This is a genomic window from Pseudomonas sp. Cab53 (assembly GCF_018325965.1).
Taxonomy (GTDB): Bacteria; Pseudomonadota; Gammaproteobacteria; order Pseudomonadales; family Pseudomonadaceae; genus Aquipseudomonas; species Aquipseudomonas chlororaphis_E.
This window is the reverse complement of sequence record NZ_AP021902.1, coordinates 1370446-1387075: the sequence shown is the minus strand read 5'-3', so window position 1 is coordinate 1387075 and position 16630 is coordinate 1370446. Positions and strand designations below refer to the sequence as shown.

Here is a 16630-nt window from a genome sequence, read left to right as displayed (position 1 = left end):
GTTGTAAAACAGCCAGAATGAATCAAGGCTTGACCCATCATGTAGATGACAATCATTATCATCTACTCGAACCGGATCGGGCCCTACCGTGAGTCAATCGCGCTTTCATCACGTCTTTCTCGCCCAGCGCATGCCGCTGCTGCGCACCCTCGAGCGCATGGTCAACAACCCCAGCACCGCCGAAGACCTGCTCCAGGAAACCTACCTGCGCGTCTCCCGCGCACTGGCCGAGCGGCCGGTCGAGCACCTTGAACCGTTTGTTTTCCAGACCGCCCGCAACCTGGCGCGGGATCACCTGCGCGCCCGCCGCGTGCAGTCGCGTACCGTGCTGGACGACGTCCCCCTGGAGGTGGTCCACAACGTGGTCGCGCCCCAAGGCAGCGCCGAGGACGCCGTCCATGCCGGGCAGATGCTCGAACGCCTCAATGTCAGCCTGCAAGCGCTGAGCCCACGCCAGCAGCGGATCTTCATCCTCAGCCGCCTGCACGGCCACAGTTATCAGGACATTGCCGGGCAACTGGGCGTGTCGTCGAGCACGGTGCAAAAGGAACTGAAGCTGATCATGGCGATCTGTGTGGGAAGCTGTCAGCCGTGAGCGACACGCCCACCGTGGCGCTGGGCTTGCCATCCGCCGCTTGCCGCTTGTAGCTTGCCTCCTGCCACCCACACCGAGTAGCCAACGTGACGGACAACCCTCACACCTCAGACACCGCTACGGCGTACACCGCCCATGCCATGGAGCAGGCACTCGACTGGCTGATCCTGCTGGAGCACCCCAGCGAGGAGCAGACCCGGCAGTTCCAGGCATGGCTGGCGGCCGATCCGCGCCATGGCGAGGCGTTCGCCCGGGCGAAGGCGATCTGGGACGGCCCGCAGGTGCTGGAAAGTGCCCGGCGGCTCGCCGTCGCTCCCAGGCTCACCCGCCGCTCACGCCTGCGCGCCCATTGGAAACCCCTGGCGACCGCCGCGGTACTTTTGCTGGGCCTGTTCAACTTCAGCGACCTGCCTGTGCGCTGGCAGGCCGACCACCTGACCGTGGTCGGTGAGCGCCAGCGCCTGCAACTGGAGGACGGTTCCAAGGTGCTGCTCAACACCGATTCGGCGTTCTCCAGCACGTTCAACGAGCAGCGGCACGTGGCCCGCCTGTACAAGGGCGAGGCGTTTTTCGAGGTGCCGGCCAACCGCAACCTGCCGCTGGAAATCGACGCCGGCCCGGTTACGGCCAGCGTCAGCGACACCACGTTCGCGGTGCGCTACCTCGACGGCGTGGCCCAGGTTCAGGTGCAGCGTGGCGACGTCGACCTGCGGGCCAGTCGCAACGACAGCCACGTACGGCTGTCGGCCGGGGAAAGCATCCGCATCGGTCCCAACGGCTTCGACCGCCCATCCCGGCTCGACAGCGCCACCGACCTGGCCTGGGTCCAGGGCCGGCTGGTGTTCGAGAACCGGCCATTGGGCCAGGTACTGGCCGAACTGCAACGCTATTACCCTGGTTGGATCATCAACACCAATGATCGCCTGGCCGGCGTCGCGGTGACAGGTAACTACCGCCTCGATCAACCGCTGGATGTGGTTCGTTCCCTGGCCCACATCACCTCGGCGCGCCTGCAGGAATTCCCGGCGCTGGTGATTTTCAACTAAATGAGAATTATTTTTACTCGATAGGCTTCGCTGGTTCGTCTCGTTATAGCCAATGCAATTGATTCGCATCCAGCCATGCGGATCTGCACCTATAACAGATGCGACACGGAGCGCTATCGATGTCCTCTCGCCTTACTTGCCGGTTCCTCGCCCCTTCTTGCACGCTGTCGCTGTTGACCGCCGCCCTCCTGGTGGCCGGCACGGTGCCGGCCGCCTTCGCGGCCACTGCTGCACAAGCGCCTGCACGGAACATGGGCGACTATACGTTCGCCATCGCCCGGCAACCACTGGTCTCGGCCCTGAACGCCTTCACCGCCGTCACGGGCTGGCAGGTCGGCCTGCCGGCGGAACTGGCCGACGGTGTCGCCTCACCGGGGTGAACGGCTCGCTGCCCGCGGAAAAAGCCCTGGAACGACTGTTGCTGGGGACCAACCTGAGCTATCGCAAACTGGGCGACCACAGCATCGTCCTGGAAAAACGCAGCACCGCCAGCGCGATGAACCTGCCACAGGTGACCATCAGCGCCACTCGCCAGGAACAGGACATCACCGGCGTGCCGAGCACCGTCACCGTCCACGACCGCGAGGCACTGGATCGCGGCAACGTCAACACCATCAAGGACCTGGCGCGCTACGAGCCGGGCGTTTCGGTGGGCGGTGCCGGCCAGCGCGGCGGCATCAGCGGCTACAACATCCGCGGCATCGACGGCAACCGGATCCTGACCCAGGTCGACGGCGTGGCCATACCCGACGGTTTCTTCAACGGTCCCTACGCCAAGACCCAGCGCAACTACCTCGACCCGGAAATCGTCAAGCGCGTGGAAATCCTCCGCGGCCCGGCCTCGGTGCTGTATGGCAGCAATGCCATTGGCGGCGCCGTCAGCTACTTCACCCTGGACCCGGACGACATCATCAAGCCGGGCCAGGACGTCGGCGCGCGCCTGAAGACCGGCTACAGCTCCGCCGACGACAGTTGGCTCAAGTCCGCCACCGTCGCCGGGCGCAGCGCAGCCTTCGACGGCCTGTTGCACTACAGCCAGCGCGACGGCCACGAAACCGAATCCTACGGCAGCCACAACGGCACCGGTCTGGACCGCACCGCCGCCAACCCGGAAGACGTGCGCGCCAGCAACGTGCTCGCCAAGCTCGGCTGGAACTACGACGATGATGCGCGCCTGGGCCTGGTCTACGAGAAGTACAAGGACGATCGCGACACCGACCTGAAAAGCGCCTACGGCGGCCCTTACTCCAACGGCGGGCCGGCCATTCCCGTCACTTTGCTGCCGGGCGGCATGTACCAGTGGCGCACCGGCAACGACACCATCACCCGCGAGCGTTTCGGCCTGGAACACAGCTTCGCCCTCGACAGCCTGCTGGCCGACCACATGAAGTGGAGCCTGAACCATCAGGTCGCCAAGACGAACGAGAGCACCGAGGAGTTCTATTTCCCGATCACCCGCCAGGTGCTGCGCACCCGCGACACCCTCTACGAAGAAAAGCAGTGGGTCTTCGACGCGCAACTGGACAAGGCCTTCAGCCTCGCCGACACCGACCACGCCCTGACCTACGGCACCACGCTCAAGCAACAGAAGGTCACCGGCTCGCGCAGCGGCAATGGCGTGTGCCTGGCCGTAGGCCGCGGCTGCACCGCCGTGGGCGCCATCAGCGCAGCGGATGTACTGGCCAAGGCCAGTGACTTCCCGGACCCGACCATCAACACCTACAGCGTGTTCGCCCAGGACCAGATCAGCTGGAACCAGTGGACCTTCACCCCGGGGCTGCGCTACGACTACACCCAGCTCAAGCCGCACGTCACCCAGGCCTTCCTGAACACCGCCGACCCGACCGGCGCCGGCACCGTCAGCGACAGTGAGAAGACCTGGCACCGCGTCTCGCCCAAGTTCGGCCTGACCTATGCCTTCAGCGACCAGTACACCGGCTACGGCCAGTACGCCGAAGGTTTCCGCACCCCAACCGCCAAGGCCTTGTACGGTCGCTTCGACAACGCGGGCGTTGGCTACAGCGTGGAGCCCAACCCCAACCTGGAGCCGGAAAAAAGCCAGAGCTACGAGACCGGCCTGCGTGGCCGCTTCGACTCAGGCTCGTTCGACGTGGCGGTGTTCTACAACAAGTACCGCGACTTCATCAACGAAGACGCCATCACCCCCGGCGCCGACCAGTTGACCTTCCAGAGCAACAACATCAAGCACGCCACGATCAAGGGCGCGGAGATCAAGGGACGCCTGGACCTGGATGTCCTGGGCGCGCCGAAGGGCCTGTATACCCAGGGCTCGGTGGCGTATGCCTACGGTCGCAACAACGACACCGGCCAGCCGCTCAACAGCGTCAATCCACTGACCGGCGTGTTCGGCCTCGGCTATGAGCAGGACCACTACGGCACCTTGCTCAGTTGGACCCTGGTCAAGAAAAAAGACCGTGTCGACGACAGCAACTTCAACTCGCCCGATGGCGTGAGCAGCCAGTTCAAGACCCCGGGTTTCGGCCTCCTCGACCTGAGCGGTTTCTACAAAGTGACCCAGGACATCACCGTCAGCGGCGGCCTCTACAACCTCACCGACAAGAAATACTGGCTATGGGATGACGTACGCGGCTACGACAGCGTCGGCGAAGCGGCGGTATTGAGCCCCGCTAACCTCGACCGCCTGACCGCGCCCGGACGCAATTTCGCGGTGAACCTGATCTGGGATATCTGATTCGATCACTGCGGCATGGATTCACCCTTGTGGCGAGGGAGCTTGCTCCCGCTGGGCTGCGCAGCGGCCCCGCAATTTCACGGTCGCTGCGCGACCGAGCGGGAGCAAGCTCCCTCGCCACCACAGCGACCCGTTTAACAGGAAGGCCTACTCATGAACACCCAACGCCCCACTTCCCGCGCCCAGCGCCTCAACCAGATCACCCACGAACCCCACGCCAGGCTCGACGCCCTGGTCAAGGCGCACGCACCGTTCGAAACCACGGCCAGCTATGCCCGCTTCGTCGTCGCCCAATACCTGTTCCAGTCGGAACTGGTGGCTTTGTACAACGATGCCGCGTTGGCCCGCCTGATCCCCGACCTGCCCGACCGCTGCCGGGCCGAGGCCGCGCGGGCCGACCTGGCGGACCTGGCCACCGAAGTACCGGCGCCGGTGGCCGGCGCGGTGCACAAACCGACCCAGGCCGAGGCCCTCGGCTGGCTGTTCGTCTCCGAAGGCTCCAAGCTCGGCGCCGCCTTCCTGATCAAGCGCGCCGTGGGCCTGGGCCTGAGCGAAACCTTCGGCGCCCGGCACCTGGCCGAACCGGCCGGCGGGCGGGCCGAAGGCTGGAAAACCTTCACCCGCACCCTCGACAACCTGGTCTTCACCCCAGAGCAGGAAGCCGAGGCGGATAAAGGCGCGCTGAATGCGTTCAATCGGTTTACGGTGTTGCTGGAGCAGGCTTACGCCACTGAACCGGCCTGACTCACGCCGTCTATCTGTGGGAGCGGACTTGCTCCCACAAGGGAAAGTGTATGCCTGAAAGAAAGTTATGAACCGCCCTTCAAGACTCGCCCAACTGCTCTTCGGCCTGCTCGCCTACACCAGCCTGGCCATCGGCCTGATCGCCATCGTCGTGCCCGGCCTGCCGACGACCGAATTCATCCTGCTCGCTGCCTGGGCCGCGACCCGCAGTTCGCCGCGTCTGAGCGCCTGGTTGGAGCAGCACCGGCTGTTCGGGCCGATGTTGCACAACTGGCGCAACGGCAAGGTCATCCCGCGCCGGGCCAAGGTCGCCGCCACGGCCAGCATGCTGCTCTGCGCCGGCTTGATGCTGGTGATGCTCGACCACGGCTGGCCGGTCTACCTGGCCCTCGTCGGCATGGGCCTGGGCAACCTGTGGATCTGGTCGCGCCCGGTGGCGAGGGCGCAAGCGCGCCCCTCGACAGCCCTGCCCCCCGAATAAACCCATTTGATCTATGCTCGTCCTCTCATTCCGGAGGGCCCACGATGACTGACCTGCTCACAACCGTCCAAGCTTCCCTCGGCTTGCCCACGACGCCCATCGCCTTCACGGGCGAAGGCGCCCTGCCTTCGGCATTCGCGGTCACCGAACTGGCCAGCGCCAGCCTCGCCGCAGCCGGCCAGGCCATCGCCGAACTCATCCACCGGCAAACCGGACGCCTGCCGCCGCTTGAAGTCGACCGTCGCCTGGCCTCCTTCTGGTTTTCCACGTCCCTGCGCCCCACCGGCTGGAGCGTGCCGCCAATGTGGGACCCGGTGGCTGGCGACTATGCCACGGCCGACGGCTGGATCCGCCTGCACACCAATGCGCCGCATCATCGACAGGCAGCGGAAAAAGTCCTCGGGCCCTGCGCTGATCGCGCCGCCATGGCCGCCCAGGTAGCCCGCTGGAGCAAGACCGAACTCGAACAGGCCGTCGTCGACGCCGGTGGCTGCGCCGCCGAGATGCGTTCGTGGCCGGCCTGGCAAGCGCATCCCCAAGGCCTGGCAGTGAACGCCGAGCCGCTGGTGCAGTTCGCCCACACCAGCGGTGTGTCCCCCAGGCCCTGGCCGGGTTCCGTGGCCCAGCCACTGGCCGGCCTCAAGGTGCTGGACCTGACCCGGGTGCTGGCCGGTCCCGTGGCCAGCCGCTTCCTCGCCGGCCTCGGCGCCGATGTCTTGCGCATCGACCCTGCGACCTGGGACGAGCCCGGCGTCGTGCCGGAGGTCACCCTGGGCAAACGCTGCGCGCGTCTGGACCTGCACCAGCCCGACGACCGCGCGGTGTTCGAAGCCTTGCTTGAAAACACCGACATCCTGCTCCACGGCTACCGCGCCGACGCCCTCGAACGCCTCGGCTACGGCGCCGAGCAACGGCACAGGATCGCCCCGGGCCTGATCGATGTCAGCCTCAACGCCTACGGTTGGAGCGGCCCGTGGCAGAACCGGCGCGGCTTCGACAGCCTGGTGCAGATGAGCACTGGCATCGCCGCGGCCGGCATGGCCTGGAAACAGGCCGACACCCCGACGCCGCTGCCCGTCCAGGCACTGGACCATGGCACGGGCTACCTGATGGCTGCCAGCGCCGTGGTGCTGTTGGCCCGGCGCCTGGCAAACGGACAAGGCGGCTCGGCACGCCTGTCTCTGGCGCGGACCGCCAAACTGCTGATCGAGCGCGGCGCGGGGGACTCGGCCGCGCTACGGCCCGAGGACGCAGACGACCTGGGCATGCTGGTCGAGCAGACGCCATGGGGACCGGCGCAACGGTTGCAGGTGCCGCTGAAGATCACCGGCACGCCCTGGCAGTGGACGCTCGCGGCGACGAACCTCGGCGCCCATCGAGCGCAATGGTAAGCAGCCTCGCCCCCTGACCTGGGTCAGCTATCGACGCGTTGAATCGACATACGCTGTGACTCTCCTCGGCTGCCTCGGAGTCATGCAATGTCTGATACCCCCGGAAAACTTCGTTTGGGTGCGTTGGTCGCGCTGGTAGTGGGCTCGATGATCGGCGGGGGGATTTTTTCCTTGCCCCAGAACATGGCCGCCAGTGCCGACGTCGGCGCCGTCCTGATTGGCTGGGCGATCACCGCGGTGGGCATGCTGACCCTCGCCTTCGTGTTCCAGACCCTGGCCAACCGCAAGCCCGACCTGGACGGCGGCGTATACGCCTACGCCAAGGCCGGGTTCGGCGACTACATGGGTTTCTCATCGGCCTGGGGCTACTGGATCAGCGCCTGGCTGGGCAACGTCGGCTACTTCGTCTTGCTGTTCAGCACCTTGGGTTACTTCTTCCCGATGTTTGGTGAGGGCAACACGGTTGCCGCGGTGGTCGGCGCGTCGGTGCTGCTGTGGGCCGTGCATTTTCTGGTGCTGCGCGGCATCAAGGAGGCCGCCTTCATCAACCTGGTCACCACGGTTGCCAAGGTCGTGCCGCTGGCCTTGTTCGTGCTGATCGCCGTCTTCGCCTTCAGGCTCGACATTTTCACCAGCGACATCTGGGGCGCGAAGAACCCGCAACTGGGCAGCGTGATGAACCAGGTGCGCAGCATGATGCTGGTCACCGTGTGGGTGTTCATCGGCATCGAAGGGGCGAGCATTTTTTCCGCCCGCGCCGAACGACGCTCGGACGTGGGCAAAGCCACGGTGATCGGCTTCATCACCGTACTGCTGTTCCTGGTCCTGGTGAACGTGCTGTCCCTGGGGATCATGACCCAGCCGGAGCTGGCGAAGCTGCAGAACCCGTCCATGGCGGCGGTGCTGGAGCACGTCGTGGGCCACTGGGGCGCGGTGCTGATCAGCGTCGGCCTGATCATTTCGCTGCTCGGTGCCCTGTTGTCCTGGGTGCTGCTGTGCGCCGAGATCTTGTTCGCCGCCGCCAGGGACCACACCATGCCCGAGTTCCTGCGCCGAGAGAACGCCAACCACGTACCGGCCAACGCTCTGTGGCTGACCAACGCAATGGTCCAACTGTTTTTGGTCATCACCCTGTTCTCGGCAAGCACCTACCTGTCGCTGATCTACCTCGCCACCTCGATGATCCTGGTGCCGTACCTGTGGTCGGCGGCCTACGCAGTGCTGCTGGCGGTGCGCGGCGAGACCTATGAGAACGCCCTGGCCGAGCGCCGCAAAGACCTGGCCATCGGTGCCATCGCCCTGATCTATGCGGTGTGGCTGCTTTATGCCGGCGGGATCAAGTACCTGCTGCTCTCCGCCCTGCTCTATGCCCCCGGCGCGATCCTGTTCGCCAAGGCCAAGCGCGAGCTGGGCAAATCAATTTTCACCTCTGTCGAGAAGCTGATTTTTGCCGCAGTGATCGCAGGCGCTCTGGTGGCGGCCTACGGGCTCTACGACGGCTTCCTGACCTTGTAGTTGGCTGATTGTTCTAACTGGAGGATTTTGTAATGACCACGGAAAAAATGCAGTACGGCGTTCATTCCGAAGCCGGGAGATTGCGCAAAGTCATGGTGTGTTCCCCAGGCCTGGCCCATCAGCGGCTGACTCCGAACAACTGCGATGAACTGCTGTTCGATGACGTGCTGTGGGTCAACCAGGCCAAGCGCGACCATTTCGACTTCGTCACCAAGATGCGCGAGCGGGGCATCGATGTGCTGGAAATGCACAACCTGCTGACCGACGTCGTCGCCATTCCCGAAGCCCTGGACTGGATCCTGCAACGCAAGATCACCGCCAACTCGGTGGGCCTGGGTCTGGTGAATGAAGTCGGTTCGTGGTTGCGCAGCCTGGAACCGCGCCGGACCGCCGAATACCTCATCGGCGGCGTCTCGGCCGATGACCTGCCCGACAGCTTCGGTGGCAAGACCCTCCAGATGTTTCGTGATTTCCTCGGGCACTCCAGCTTCATCCTGCCGCCGTTGCCCAACACCCAGTTCACCCGCGACACCACCTGCTGGATCTACGGCGGCGTGACCCTGAACCCGATGTACTGGCCGGCGCGTCGCCAGGAAACCCTGCTGGCCAGCGCCATTTACAAGTTCCATCCCGCGTTCACCCACGCCGACTTCCAGGTCTGGTACGGCGACCCCGACCAGGACCATGGCAGCGCCACCCTCGAAGGCGGTGACGTGATGCCGATTGGCAACGGCGTGGTACTGATCGGCATGGGCGAGCGCTCATCACGCCAAGCCATCGGCCAACTGGCGCTGAACCTGTTCAAGCACAAGGCCGTGGAACGGGTCATCGTTGCCGGCTTGCCGAAGTCCCGGGCCGCCATGCACCTGGACACCGTGTTCAGTTTCTGCGACCGCGACCTGGTGACCGTTTTCCCAGAGGTGGTTAGCCAGATCGTGGCCTTCTCCCTGCGCCCCGACGAGAGCAAACCCGGCGGCATCGACGTGCGCCGCGAGCAAGGCAGCTTCCTCGACACGGTGGCGGCCGCCCTCAAGCTCCCGGCCCTGCGCGTGGTGGAAACCGGCGGCAACAGCTTTGCCGCCGAACGCGAACAGTGGGACGACGGCAACAACGTGGTGGCCCTGGAACCGGGCGTGGTGATCGGCTACGACCGCAACACCTACACCAACACGCTGCTGCGCAAGGCCGGGGTGGAAGTCATCACCATCAGCGCCAGCGAGCTGGGCCGAGGTCGCGGCGGCGGCCATTGCATGACCTGCCCGATCATTCGCGACCCGATCGACTACTGACCTTCGTGCCCGCGCCCTGGCTGACCGAATACGTGCCAGGGCCCGCTGAAACCCAAGGAGATGCACCATGGCGTTCAACACCCACAACCGTAACCTGCTCAGCCTCGAGCACCACACACCCCGTGAACTGCGTTACTTGCTGGACTTGTCCCGGGACCTCAAGCGGGCCAAGTACACCGGCACCGAGCAGCAGCACCTCAAGGGCAACAACATCGCGCTGATCTTCGAGAAAACGTCGACGCGCACCCGTTGCGCGTTCGAAGTGGCGGCCTACGACCAGGGCGCCAATGTCACCTACATCGACCCCAACTCCTCGCAGATCGGCCACAAGGAGAGCATGAAGGACACCGCCCGGGTGCTCGGGCGCATGTACGACGCCATCGAGTACCGTGGCTTCAAGCAGGAGATCGTCGAGGAACTGGCGAAGTTCGCCGGCGTGCCGGTGTTCAACGGCCTGACCGATGAATACCACCCAACGCAGATGATTGCCGATGTGCTGACCATGCGTGAGCACGCCGACAAACCGATCCATGAGATCAGCTATGCGTACCTGGGCGATGCCCGTAACAACATGGGCAACTCGTTGTTGCTGATCGGCGCCAAACTGGGCATGGACGTGCGCATCTGCGCGCCCAAGGCCCTGTGGCCCCACGACGACCTGGTGCAGCGCTGCCATCAGTACGCCGAGGAAAGCGGCGCGCGCATTACCCTCACTGCGGACCCGAAGGCGGCGGTCAAGGGCGTGGACTTCATCCACACCGATGTCTGGGTCTCCATGGGCGAGCCGGTCGAAGCCTGGGCCGAGCGAATCGAACTGTTGCTGCCTTACCAGGTCAACGCTGACCTGATGAAAGCCACCGGTAACCCGCGCACCCGCTTCATGCATTGCCTGCCGGCGTTCCATAACAGCGACACCAAGATCGGCAAACAGATCGCCGAGCAGTACCCGCACCTGGCCAACGGCATCGAAGTCACCGACGACGTGTTCGAATCGCCAGCATGCATCGCCTTCGAACAGGCGGAAAACCGCATGCACACCATCAAGGCCATTTTGGTGTCGACGCTGGCAGACCTGTAAGGCCCTGTGAGCGGGCTTGCTCGCGAAGGCGGCCTGTCAGCCAACATCCATGTTGTCTGTGACATCGCTTTGGCGAGCAAACCCGCTTCCACAAGGGGCCCTTGCGTTGTTCGTTCCACTTTTTGTAAAGGACAGCACCATGCGAATCGTCGTTGCCCTGGGCGGTAACGCCCTCCTGCGTCGGGGGGAACCCATGACCGCCGACAACCAACGCGGCAACATCCGCACCGCGACTGAACAGATCGCCAGGATCCACCCCGGCAACCAACTGGTGATCGCCCACGGCAACGGCCCGCAGGTCGGCCTGCTGTCGTTGCAAGCGGCCGCCTACCCCTCGGTCACCCCGTACCCGCTGGACGTGTTGGGTGCCGAGACCGAAGGCATGATCGGCTACATCATCGAGCAGGAGCTGGGCAACCTGCTGGACGCCGACGTCCCCTTCGCCACGCTGCTGACCCAAGTGGAAGTGGACGCCGACGACCCGGCCTTCCAACACCCCACCAAGCCCATCGGCCCGGTCTACAGCCAGCAGGAGGCGCAGGCACTGGCCGCTGAAAAAGGCTGGGCCATCGCCCCGGACGGCGACAGGTTTCGTCGGGTGGTCGCCAGCCCCAGGCCCAAGCGCATCTTTGAAATCCGTCCGATCAAGTGGCTGCTGGAAAAGGGCAGTATCGTGATCTGCGCCGGCGGTGGCGGCATCCCGACGATGTACGACGCCGATGGCAAGCTGCAGGGCGTTGAAGCGGTCATCGACAAGGACCTGTGCTCGGCGCTGCTGGCCGAACAACTGGAGAGCGATCTGCTGGTGATCGCCACCGACGTAAACGCCGCCTTCATCGATTTCGGCAAGCCGACCTGCAAGGCCATCGCCAGCGCCCACCCCGACGCCCTGGAAACACTCGACTTCGCCGTCGGATCCATGGGCCCCAAGGTGCAGGCCGCCTGCGAATTTGCGCGCAATACCGGCAAGGTCGCGGTGATCGGGTCGCTTTCGGACATCGATGCTATCGTCCAAGGCACCGCCGGTACTCGCATCAGCACCGCGACAACCGGCATCACTTATCGGTAATCGGAAACTCCCGGGGCAGATCCGGGGTCTGCCTTACTTCTACGCCTTTTTCCAGGAGAGTCGCTCATGGCCCTGTTCCGACCCGGTCACCTGCACATGGAGCGCCACGCGCTGAACAAGGATGACCACAGCTACGATCTGTGCATCGACTACGAGCTTGCCCAGGACCCCACGGAAGGCCAGGGCATGTCGTTCCGGCTGCACGGCACGATAGAGGACAAGCCCGTGGACGAGACGTTTTTCCTGGCCAAGGACCAGGCCTTCGACTTCGCCCGTCCCGCCACACACATCGCGCAGAAACACGGCCTGCCCAAGAGCGCCAACATCGGCTCCTTGCACAAGTACTACGACGACATGTTCGAAGACGTGCGAAAGCAACTGGATGTGAAACCGGGAGACCCGATGAAGCCGGAACACCTGGCGTAACCTGATCCACCCGCCCCCCATCACCCGGTGGGAGCGGGCTTGCTCGCGAAAGCGTCGTATCAGTCAACGATGATGTCGGCTGACACACCGCTTTCGCGAGCAAGCCCGCTCCCACATTGGCGGTATCAGTGTTCTGAATGTCCGGACAGTTGCCACGCCCGCCCCACTGGCAACTCACCCGCGCTGACCTATGCTTGAAACAGTACCCCCGGGTATTCGTTCAGAGGTCATCGCCATGAACATCAAAACAAGAAGACGCTTCGTCATATTCGTCACCTGCGCCGCCACGCTTGCGCTGTATGGCACGGCAGCCTACCGGGTGGAACAGGCCAGGCAACTGCCCCGCGAATTCGCCAGCTGCAACCTGGAACGCTGCATCCCCCATAACGGCTCCCTGAACGCCCTGCGCTGAGGCGTTTCAGTCGTCCTGCTGATCGGTCTTGAGCCGGTCGCGGAACGCCTTGGGCGAGATACCGACGCGGCGGCGGAACAGACGGGTGAAGTTGGTCGGATCGGAAAACCCGAGCATCTCGGAAATCTCGTAGATCGTCATGCCGGTGTAGGTCAGCAGTCGCTTGGCTTCCAGCAACTGCCGCTCATGCATGATCTGCAACGCCGGCTGACCCGCCAGCTCGCGGCAGGTGCCGTTGAGGTGCGACACCGATATGCCCAGGCGATGGGCCAGGTCTTCGACCTTGACGTGCTGGCGATAGGTTTCCTCCACCAACTGGATGAACCCGTTGAGGTATTCCCGCGCCCGTTGCGGGCGCTGGGTCTGGGTGCGGCGCTGCATGACCTGGCGGCTGACCCAGACCATGATCACGCTGACCAGCGCGTGCATCAGCATTTCCCGGGCCGGTTGGTGGCCCATGTACTCGCTCTGCAAGGCACTGAACAGGCTGTTCAGGTAATCGGCGTTCTCACCGGCCGGGTAGCTTTCGGCCTGGGCCAGCACGTTGACCGAATGCCCCAGCTGCGATTGCAGATGCGTCACCAGTGGCGCCGCCAGGGTCACCACGTAGCCGTCCACATCCTCGGAAAACCGGAACCCATGCACCGACAACGGCGGCAGGATCTGCACCGTCGGCTCGTCGAATTGCGTGCGTTGGCCTTCGATTTCCAGCTCCGCCCACCCCTTGAACACAAACAGCAACTGGCACAGGTCAGCATGCCGGTGGGGCTTGATTTCCCATTGATGCTCGCTGCTGCGCTTGGAAATGGTTTCACAGTGCAGCAGGTCCGGTGTCGGCCAATCCTGGCTCTCGCCATAGAGCTTGAACACCGGGATCGAAGGCAGCTCAGGTTTTTTCATAACGCGGATCCGGGCCTGGGGTTGCGGGCGATAATCGCACCAATTGGCAGAAAGAACAGGTATCGGCTCAGTTTTCCCCTTCAACTGACAGCTCCGCAAGCGAAAAATGCAGGCACTCAGGTCCATAACAATTAACGCGGACCCTGGCCGCGTACTTCGTGCGAGTCATAACAACAATGAAAACCCTCAAGACCCAAGTTGCGATTATCGGTGCCGGCCCCTCTGGCCTGCTGCTCGGCCAGTTGTTGCACAACGCCGGCATCGACACCGTCATTGTCGAACGCCAGGCCCCGGACTACGTACTGGGCCGCATCCGCGCCGGTGTGCTGGAACAAGGCATGGTCGACCTGCTCCGCCAGGCCGGCGTCAGTCAGCGCATGGACGCCGAAGGCCTGCCCCACGACGGTTTCGAGCTGGCGCTCAACGAGCGTCGGGTGCACATCGATCTCAAGGCGCTGACCGGCGGCAAAAACGTCATGATCTACGGCCAGACCGAAGTGACCCGCGACCTGATGGCCGCCCGCGAAGCCGCCGGCGCCCGGACGTTCTATCAGGCCGGCAACGCCCAGCCCCACGACCTGCAGACCGACCAGCCCTACGTGACGTTCGAGTGCGACGGGCAAACCTGGCGCCTGGACTGCGACTACGTGGCGGGCTGCGACGGCTTCCATGGCGTGGCGCGACAGTCGATCCCGGCGGACACACTGAAGGTGTTCGAGCGGGTCTACCCGTTCGGCTGGCTCGGCGTGCTGGCCGACACCCCGCCGGTGCACGACGAACTGGTCTACGCCCGCCACCCCCACGGTTTCGCCCTGTGCAGCATGCGTTCCAAGACCCGCAGCCGTTACTACCTGCAAGTGCCGGCTGAAGAACCACTGGCCGACTGGCCGGACGCGCGCTTCTGGGCCGAACTGAAGAACCGTCTTCCCGCCGACCTGGCCGAGGCCCTGGTGACCGGCCCGTCCATCGAGAAAAGCATCGCGCCGCTGCGCAGCTTCGTTGTCGAACCCATGCAGTACGGCCGCCTGTTCCTGGTGGGCGATGCCGCGCACATCGTCCCACCCACCGGGGCCAAGGGCCTGAACCTGGCGGCCAGCGACGTCAGCACACTGTTCAACATCCTGCTCAAGGTCTATCGCGACGGCCGCGTGGACTTGCTCGAACGCTATTCCGCCATCTGCCTGCGCCGGATCTGGAAAGCCGAACGGTTCTCCTGGTGGATGACCTCGATGCTGCACCGTTTCGACGATGACGCCTTCAACCAGCGCATCAGCGAAGCGGAACTGGAGTATTTCGTCGACTCCGAGGCCGGTCGAAAAACCATCGCGGAAAATTACGTCGGACTTCCTTATGAGGCTATCGAATAGCCGGCTATCGACATAAACTGCGGACTCCGTCCCTTCGCCCTACCGGCGTGACGCCCGCAGGTTTTGCCGTGACCCAGCTCAACACCCCGCAAGCCCAGAAGCCGGCCATCCGCAGCATCCTGGTCGCGCTGATGCTGGCGATTTTCCTCAGCGCCCTGGACCAGACCATCGTCGCCGTGTCGATGCCGGCCATCTCGGCGCAATTCAAGGACGTCAGCCTGCTGGCCTGGGTGATCTCCGGCTACATGGTCGCCATGACCGTGGCGGTGCCGATCTACGGCAAGCTCGGCGACCTCTACGGGCGACGGCCGCTGATGCTGTTCGGCATGGGCCTGTTCACCCTGGCTTCGCTGTTCTGCGGCCTGGCCCAGGACATGGAGCAATTGGTGCTGGCGCGGATTGTCCAAGGCATCGGCGCCGGCGGCATGATCTCCGTGAGCCAGGCGATCATCGGCGACATCATCCCGCCCCGCGAGCGCGGCCGCTACCAGGGTTACTTCAGCAGCATGTACGCCGTGGCCAGCGTGGCCGGGCCGGTGCTGGGCGGCTACATGACCGAATACCTGTCGTGGCGCTGGGTGTTCCTGATCAACCTGCCGCTGGGCCTGGCGGCCTGGTGGGTGGCCCGGCGCACCCTGGTCGGGCTGCCGGTGCCGCAGCGCACGCCGATCATCGACTACCTTGGCACGGTGTTGCTGATCATCGGCCTGACGGCCCTGCTGCTGGGCATTACCCAGATCGGCCAGGGTTACGCCTGGTACAGCCGCGACGTGCTGGGCTTGCTCGGTTGCGCGGTGGTGGGCCTGGGGATTTTCGTCTGGCACGAGCGCCGGGCCCGGGAACCGCTGCTGCCGATGCACCTGTTTGCCAACCGCAGCGCGGTGCTGTGCTGGTGCACGGTGTTCTTCACCAGCTTCCAGGCAATTTCCCTGACGGTGTTGGTGCCGCTGCGCTTCCAGAGCGTGACCGGCGCCGGGGCCGACAGCGCGGCGCTGCACCTGTTGCCCCTGGCCATGGGGCTGCCGATCGGCGCCTATTGCGCCGGGCGCCGGACCTCGGTGACAGGGCGCTACAAACCGATGATCTTAAGCGGCGCCCTGCTCTTCCCCTTTGCCATCCTCGGCATGGCCTTCACGCCCCCCGGCGCCTTTTGGCTGAGCAGCCTGTTCATGCTGCTCAGCGGCATCGCCTCGGGGATGCAATTTCCCACGTCCCTGGTGGGCTCGCAGAACTCGGTGCAGCAACAGGACATCGGGGTCGCCACCAGCACCACCAACCTGTTCCGCTCCCTTGGCGGGGCGGTGGGCGTGGCCTTGATGTCGGCGTTGCTGCTGGCCTTGCTGCAGGACTCCAGCTTCGCCCAATTCGCCGGGACCTCGCTGATCGGCGAAGGGCACTCCGGCAACGTGCTGCTGGACGGCCTGAACGCCGCGCCGGGTGAGGCACAGGACGCCCTGCGCCAGGAACTGCAGGCGACGTTCCGGCACCTGTTGCTGATCAGCGCGGCGGTGTCGCTGCTGGGTTTGGCGGCCGCCGCCGCGATGCCGAACCATTTGTTGCGTGGGCGGGATGACAAGGTTCGCTAACCATAACCCTGTGGCAAG

14 protein-coding genes and 2 pseudogenes are annotated in these 16630 nt (G+C 64.6%); 15 read left to right on the top strand and 1 reads right to left on the bottom strand.

Annotated elements, in window-relative coordinates:
* Positions 1 to 88 precede the first annotated feature (88 nt).
* The 13 genes and pseudogenes from KI241_RS06040 (at position 89) to KI241_RS05985 (ending at position 12759) form a co-directional block, all read left to right on the top strand.
* Positions 89 to 595: a sigma-70 family RNA polymerase sigma factor gene (locus tag KI241_RS06040; RefSeq protein WP_042730797.1), complete on the top strand. Its 507-nt coding sequence runs from the start codon at positions 89 to 91 to the stop codon at positions 593 to 595.
* 140 nt (positions 596 to 735) lie between these two features.
* The gene (locus tag KI241_RS06035; protein ID WP_152622937.1) at positions 736 to 1641 is read left to right on the top strand and encodes a FecR domain-containing protein; all 906 of its coding nucleotides are present in this window, start codon (positions 736 to 738) and stop codon (positions 1639 to 1641) included.
* Between the two features lie 119 nt (positions 1642 to 1760).
* A pseudogene (locus tag KI241_RS06030) lies at positions 1761 to 4354 on the top strand (TonB-dependent receptor).
* A 153-nt stretch (positions 4355 to 4507) separates the two neighbouring features.
* Positions 4508 to 5098: a biliverdin-producing heme oxygenase gene (locus KI241_RS06025; protein WP_042731075.1), complete on the top strand. Its 591-nt coding sequence runs from the start codon at positions 4508 to 4510 to the stop codon at positions 5096 to 5098.
* Between the two features lie 67 nt (positions 5099 to 5165).
* On the top strand, positions 5166 to 5579 hold the full coding sequence (locus tag KI241_RS06020) for a YbaN family protein (RefSeq protein WP_042731074.1): 414 nt from the start codon (positions 5166 to 5168) through the stop codon (positions 5577 to 5579).
* A gap of 44 nt (positions 5580 to 5623) precedes the next feature.
* On the top strand, positions 5624 to 6970 hold the full coding sequence (locus KI241_RS06015) for a CoA transferase (protein ID WP_042731073.1): 1347 nt from the start codon (positions 5624 to 5626) through the stop codon (positions 6968 to 6970).
* An 87-nt stretch (positions 6971 to 7057) separates the two neighbouring features.
* Positions 7058 to 8485, top strand: coding sequence for an arginine-ornithine antiporter (arcD, locus tag KI241_RS06010; protein WP_042731072.1), 1428 nt, complete (start codon positions 7058 to 7060; stop codon positions 8483 to 8485).
* A 32-nt stretch (positions 8486 to 8517) separates the two neighbouring features.
* Positions 8518 to 9774 carry an arginine deiminase gene (gene arcA / locus KI241_RS06005; RefSeq protein ID WP_042731071.1) on the top strand — a complete coding sequence of 419 codons (1257 nt, stop codon included), beginning with the start codon at positions 8518 to 8520 and terminating at the stop codon, positions 9772 to 9774.
* Between the two features lie 67 nt (positions 9775 to 9841).
* The gene (locus tag KI241_RS06000; RefSeq protein WP_042731070.1) at positions 9842 to 10852 is read left to right on the top strand and encodes an ornithine carbamoyltransferase; all 1011 of its coding nucleotides are present in this window, start codon (positions 9842 to 9844) and stop codon (positions 10850 to 10852) included.
* Between the two features lie 139 nt (positions 10853 to 10991).
* Positions 10992 to 11921 (top strand): carbamate kinase, encoded by a 930-nt coding sequence (gene arcC / locus KI241_RS05995; RefSeq protein WP_042731069.1) that lies wholly within the window; start codon positions 10992 to 10994, stop codon positions 11919 to 11921.
* A gap of 66 nt (positions 11922 to 11987) precedes the next feature.
* Positions 11988 to 12347, top strand: a complete 360-nt coding sequence (locus tag KI241_RS05990) for a DUF5064 family protein (protein WP_042731068.1) — start codon at positions 11988 to 11990, stop codon at positions 12345 to 12347.
* Between the two features lie 27 nt (positions 12348 to 12374).
* A pseudogene (locus KI241_RS27710) lies at positions 12375 to 12461 on the top strand (metal ABC transporter ATP-binding protein); the annotation flags it as partial.
* Between the two features lie 121 nt (positions 12462 to 12582).
* Positions 12583 to 12759, top strand: coding sequence for a hypothetical protein (locus KI241_RS05985; protein ID WP_172679727.1), 177 nt, complete (start codon positions 12583 to 12585; stop codon positions 12757 to 12759).
* Positions 12760 to 12765: 6 nt separating this feature from the next.
* On the opposite strand, the gene KI241_RS05980 is transcribed toward KI241_RS05985, so the two are convergent.
* Positions 12766 to 13659, bottom strand: a complete 894-nt coding sequence (locus KI241_RS05980; RefSeq protein WP_042731067.1) for a helix-turn-helix domain-containing protein — start codon at positions 13657 to 13659, stop codon at positions 12766 to 12768.
* Positions 13660 to 13835: 176 nt separating this feature from the next.
* Between KI241_RS05980 and pobA the strand changes: the two genes are divergently transcribed.
* On the top strand, positions 13836 to 15026 hold the full coding sequence (gene pobA / locus KI241_RS05975) for a 4-hydroxybenzoate 3-monooxygenase (RefSeq protein WP_042731066.1): 1191 nt from the start codon (positions 13836 to 13838) through the stop codon (positions 15024 to 15026).
* Positions 15027 to 15094: 68 nt separating this feature from the next.
* Complete coding sequence (locus KI241_RS05970; protein ID WP_042731065.1) at positions 15095 to 16612, top strand: MDR family MFS transporter; 1518 nt, start codon at positions 15095 to 15097, stop codon at positions 16610 to 16612.
* The last annotated feature ends 18 nt before the right edge of the window (positions 16613 to 16630 follow it).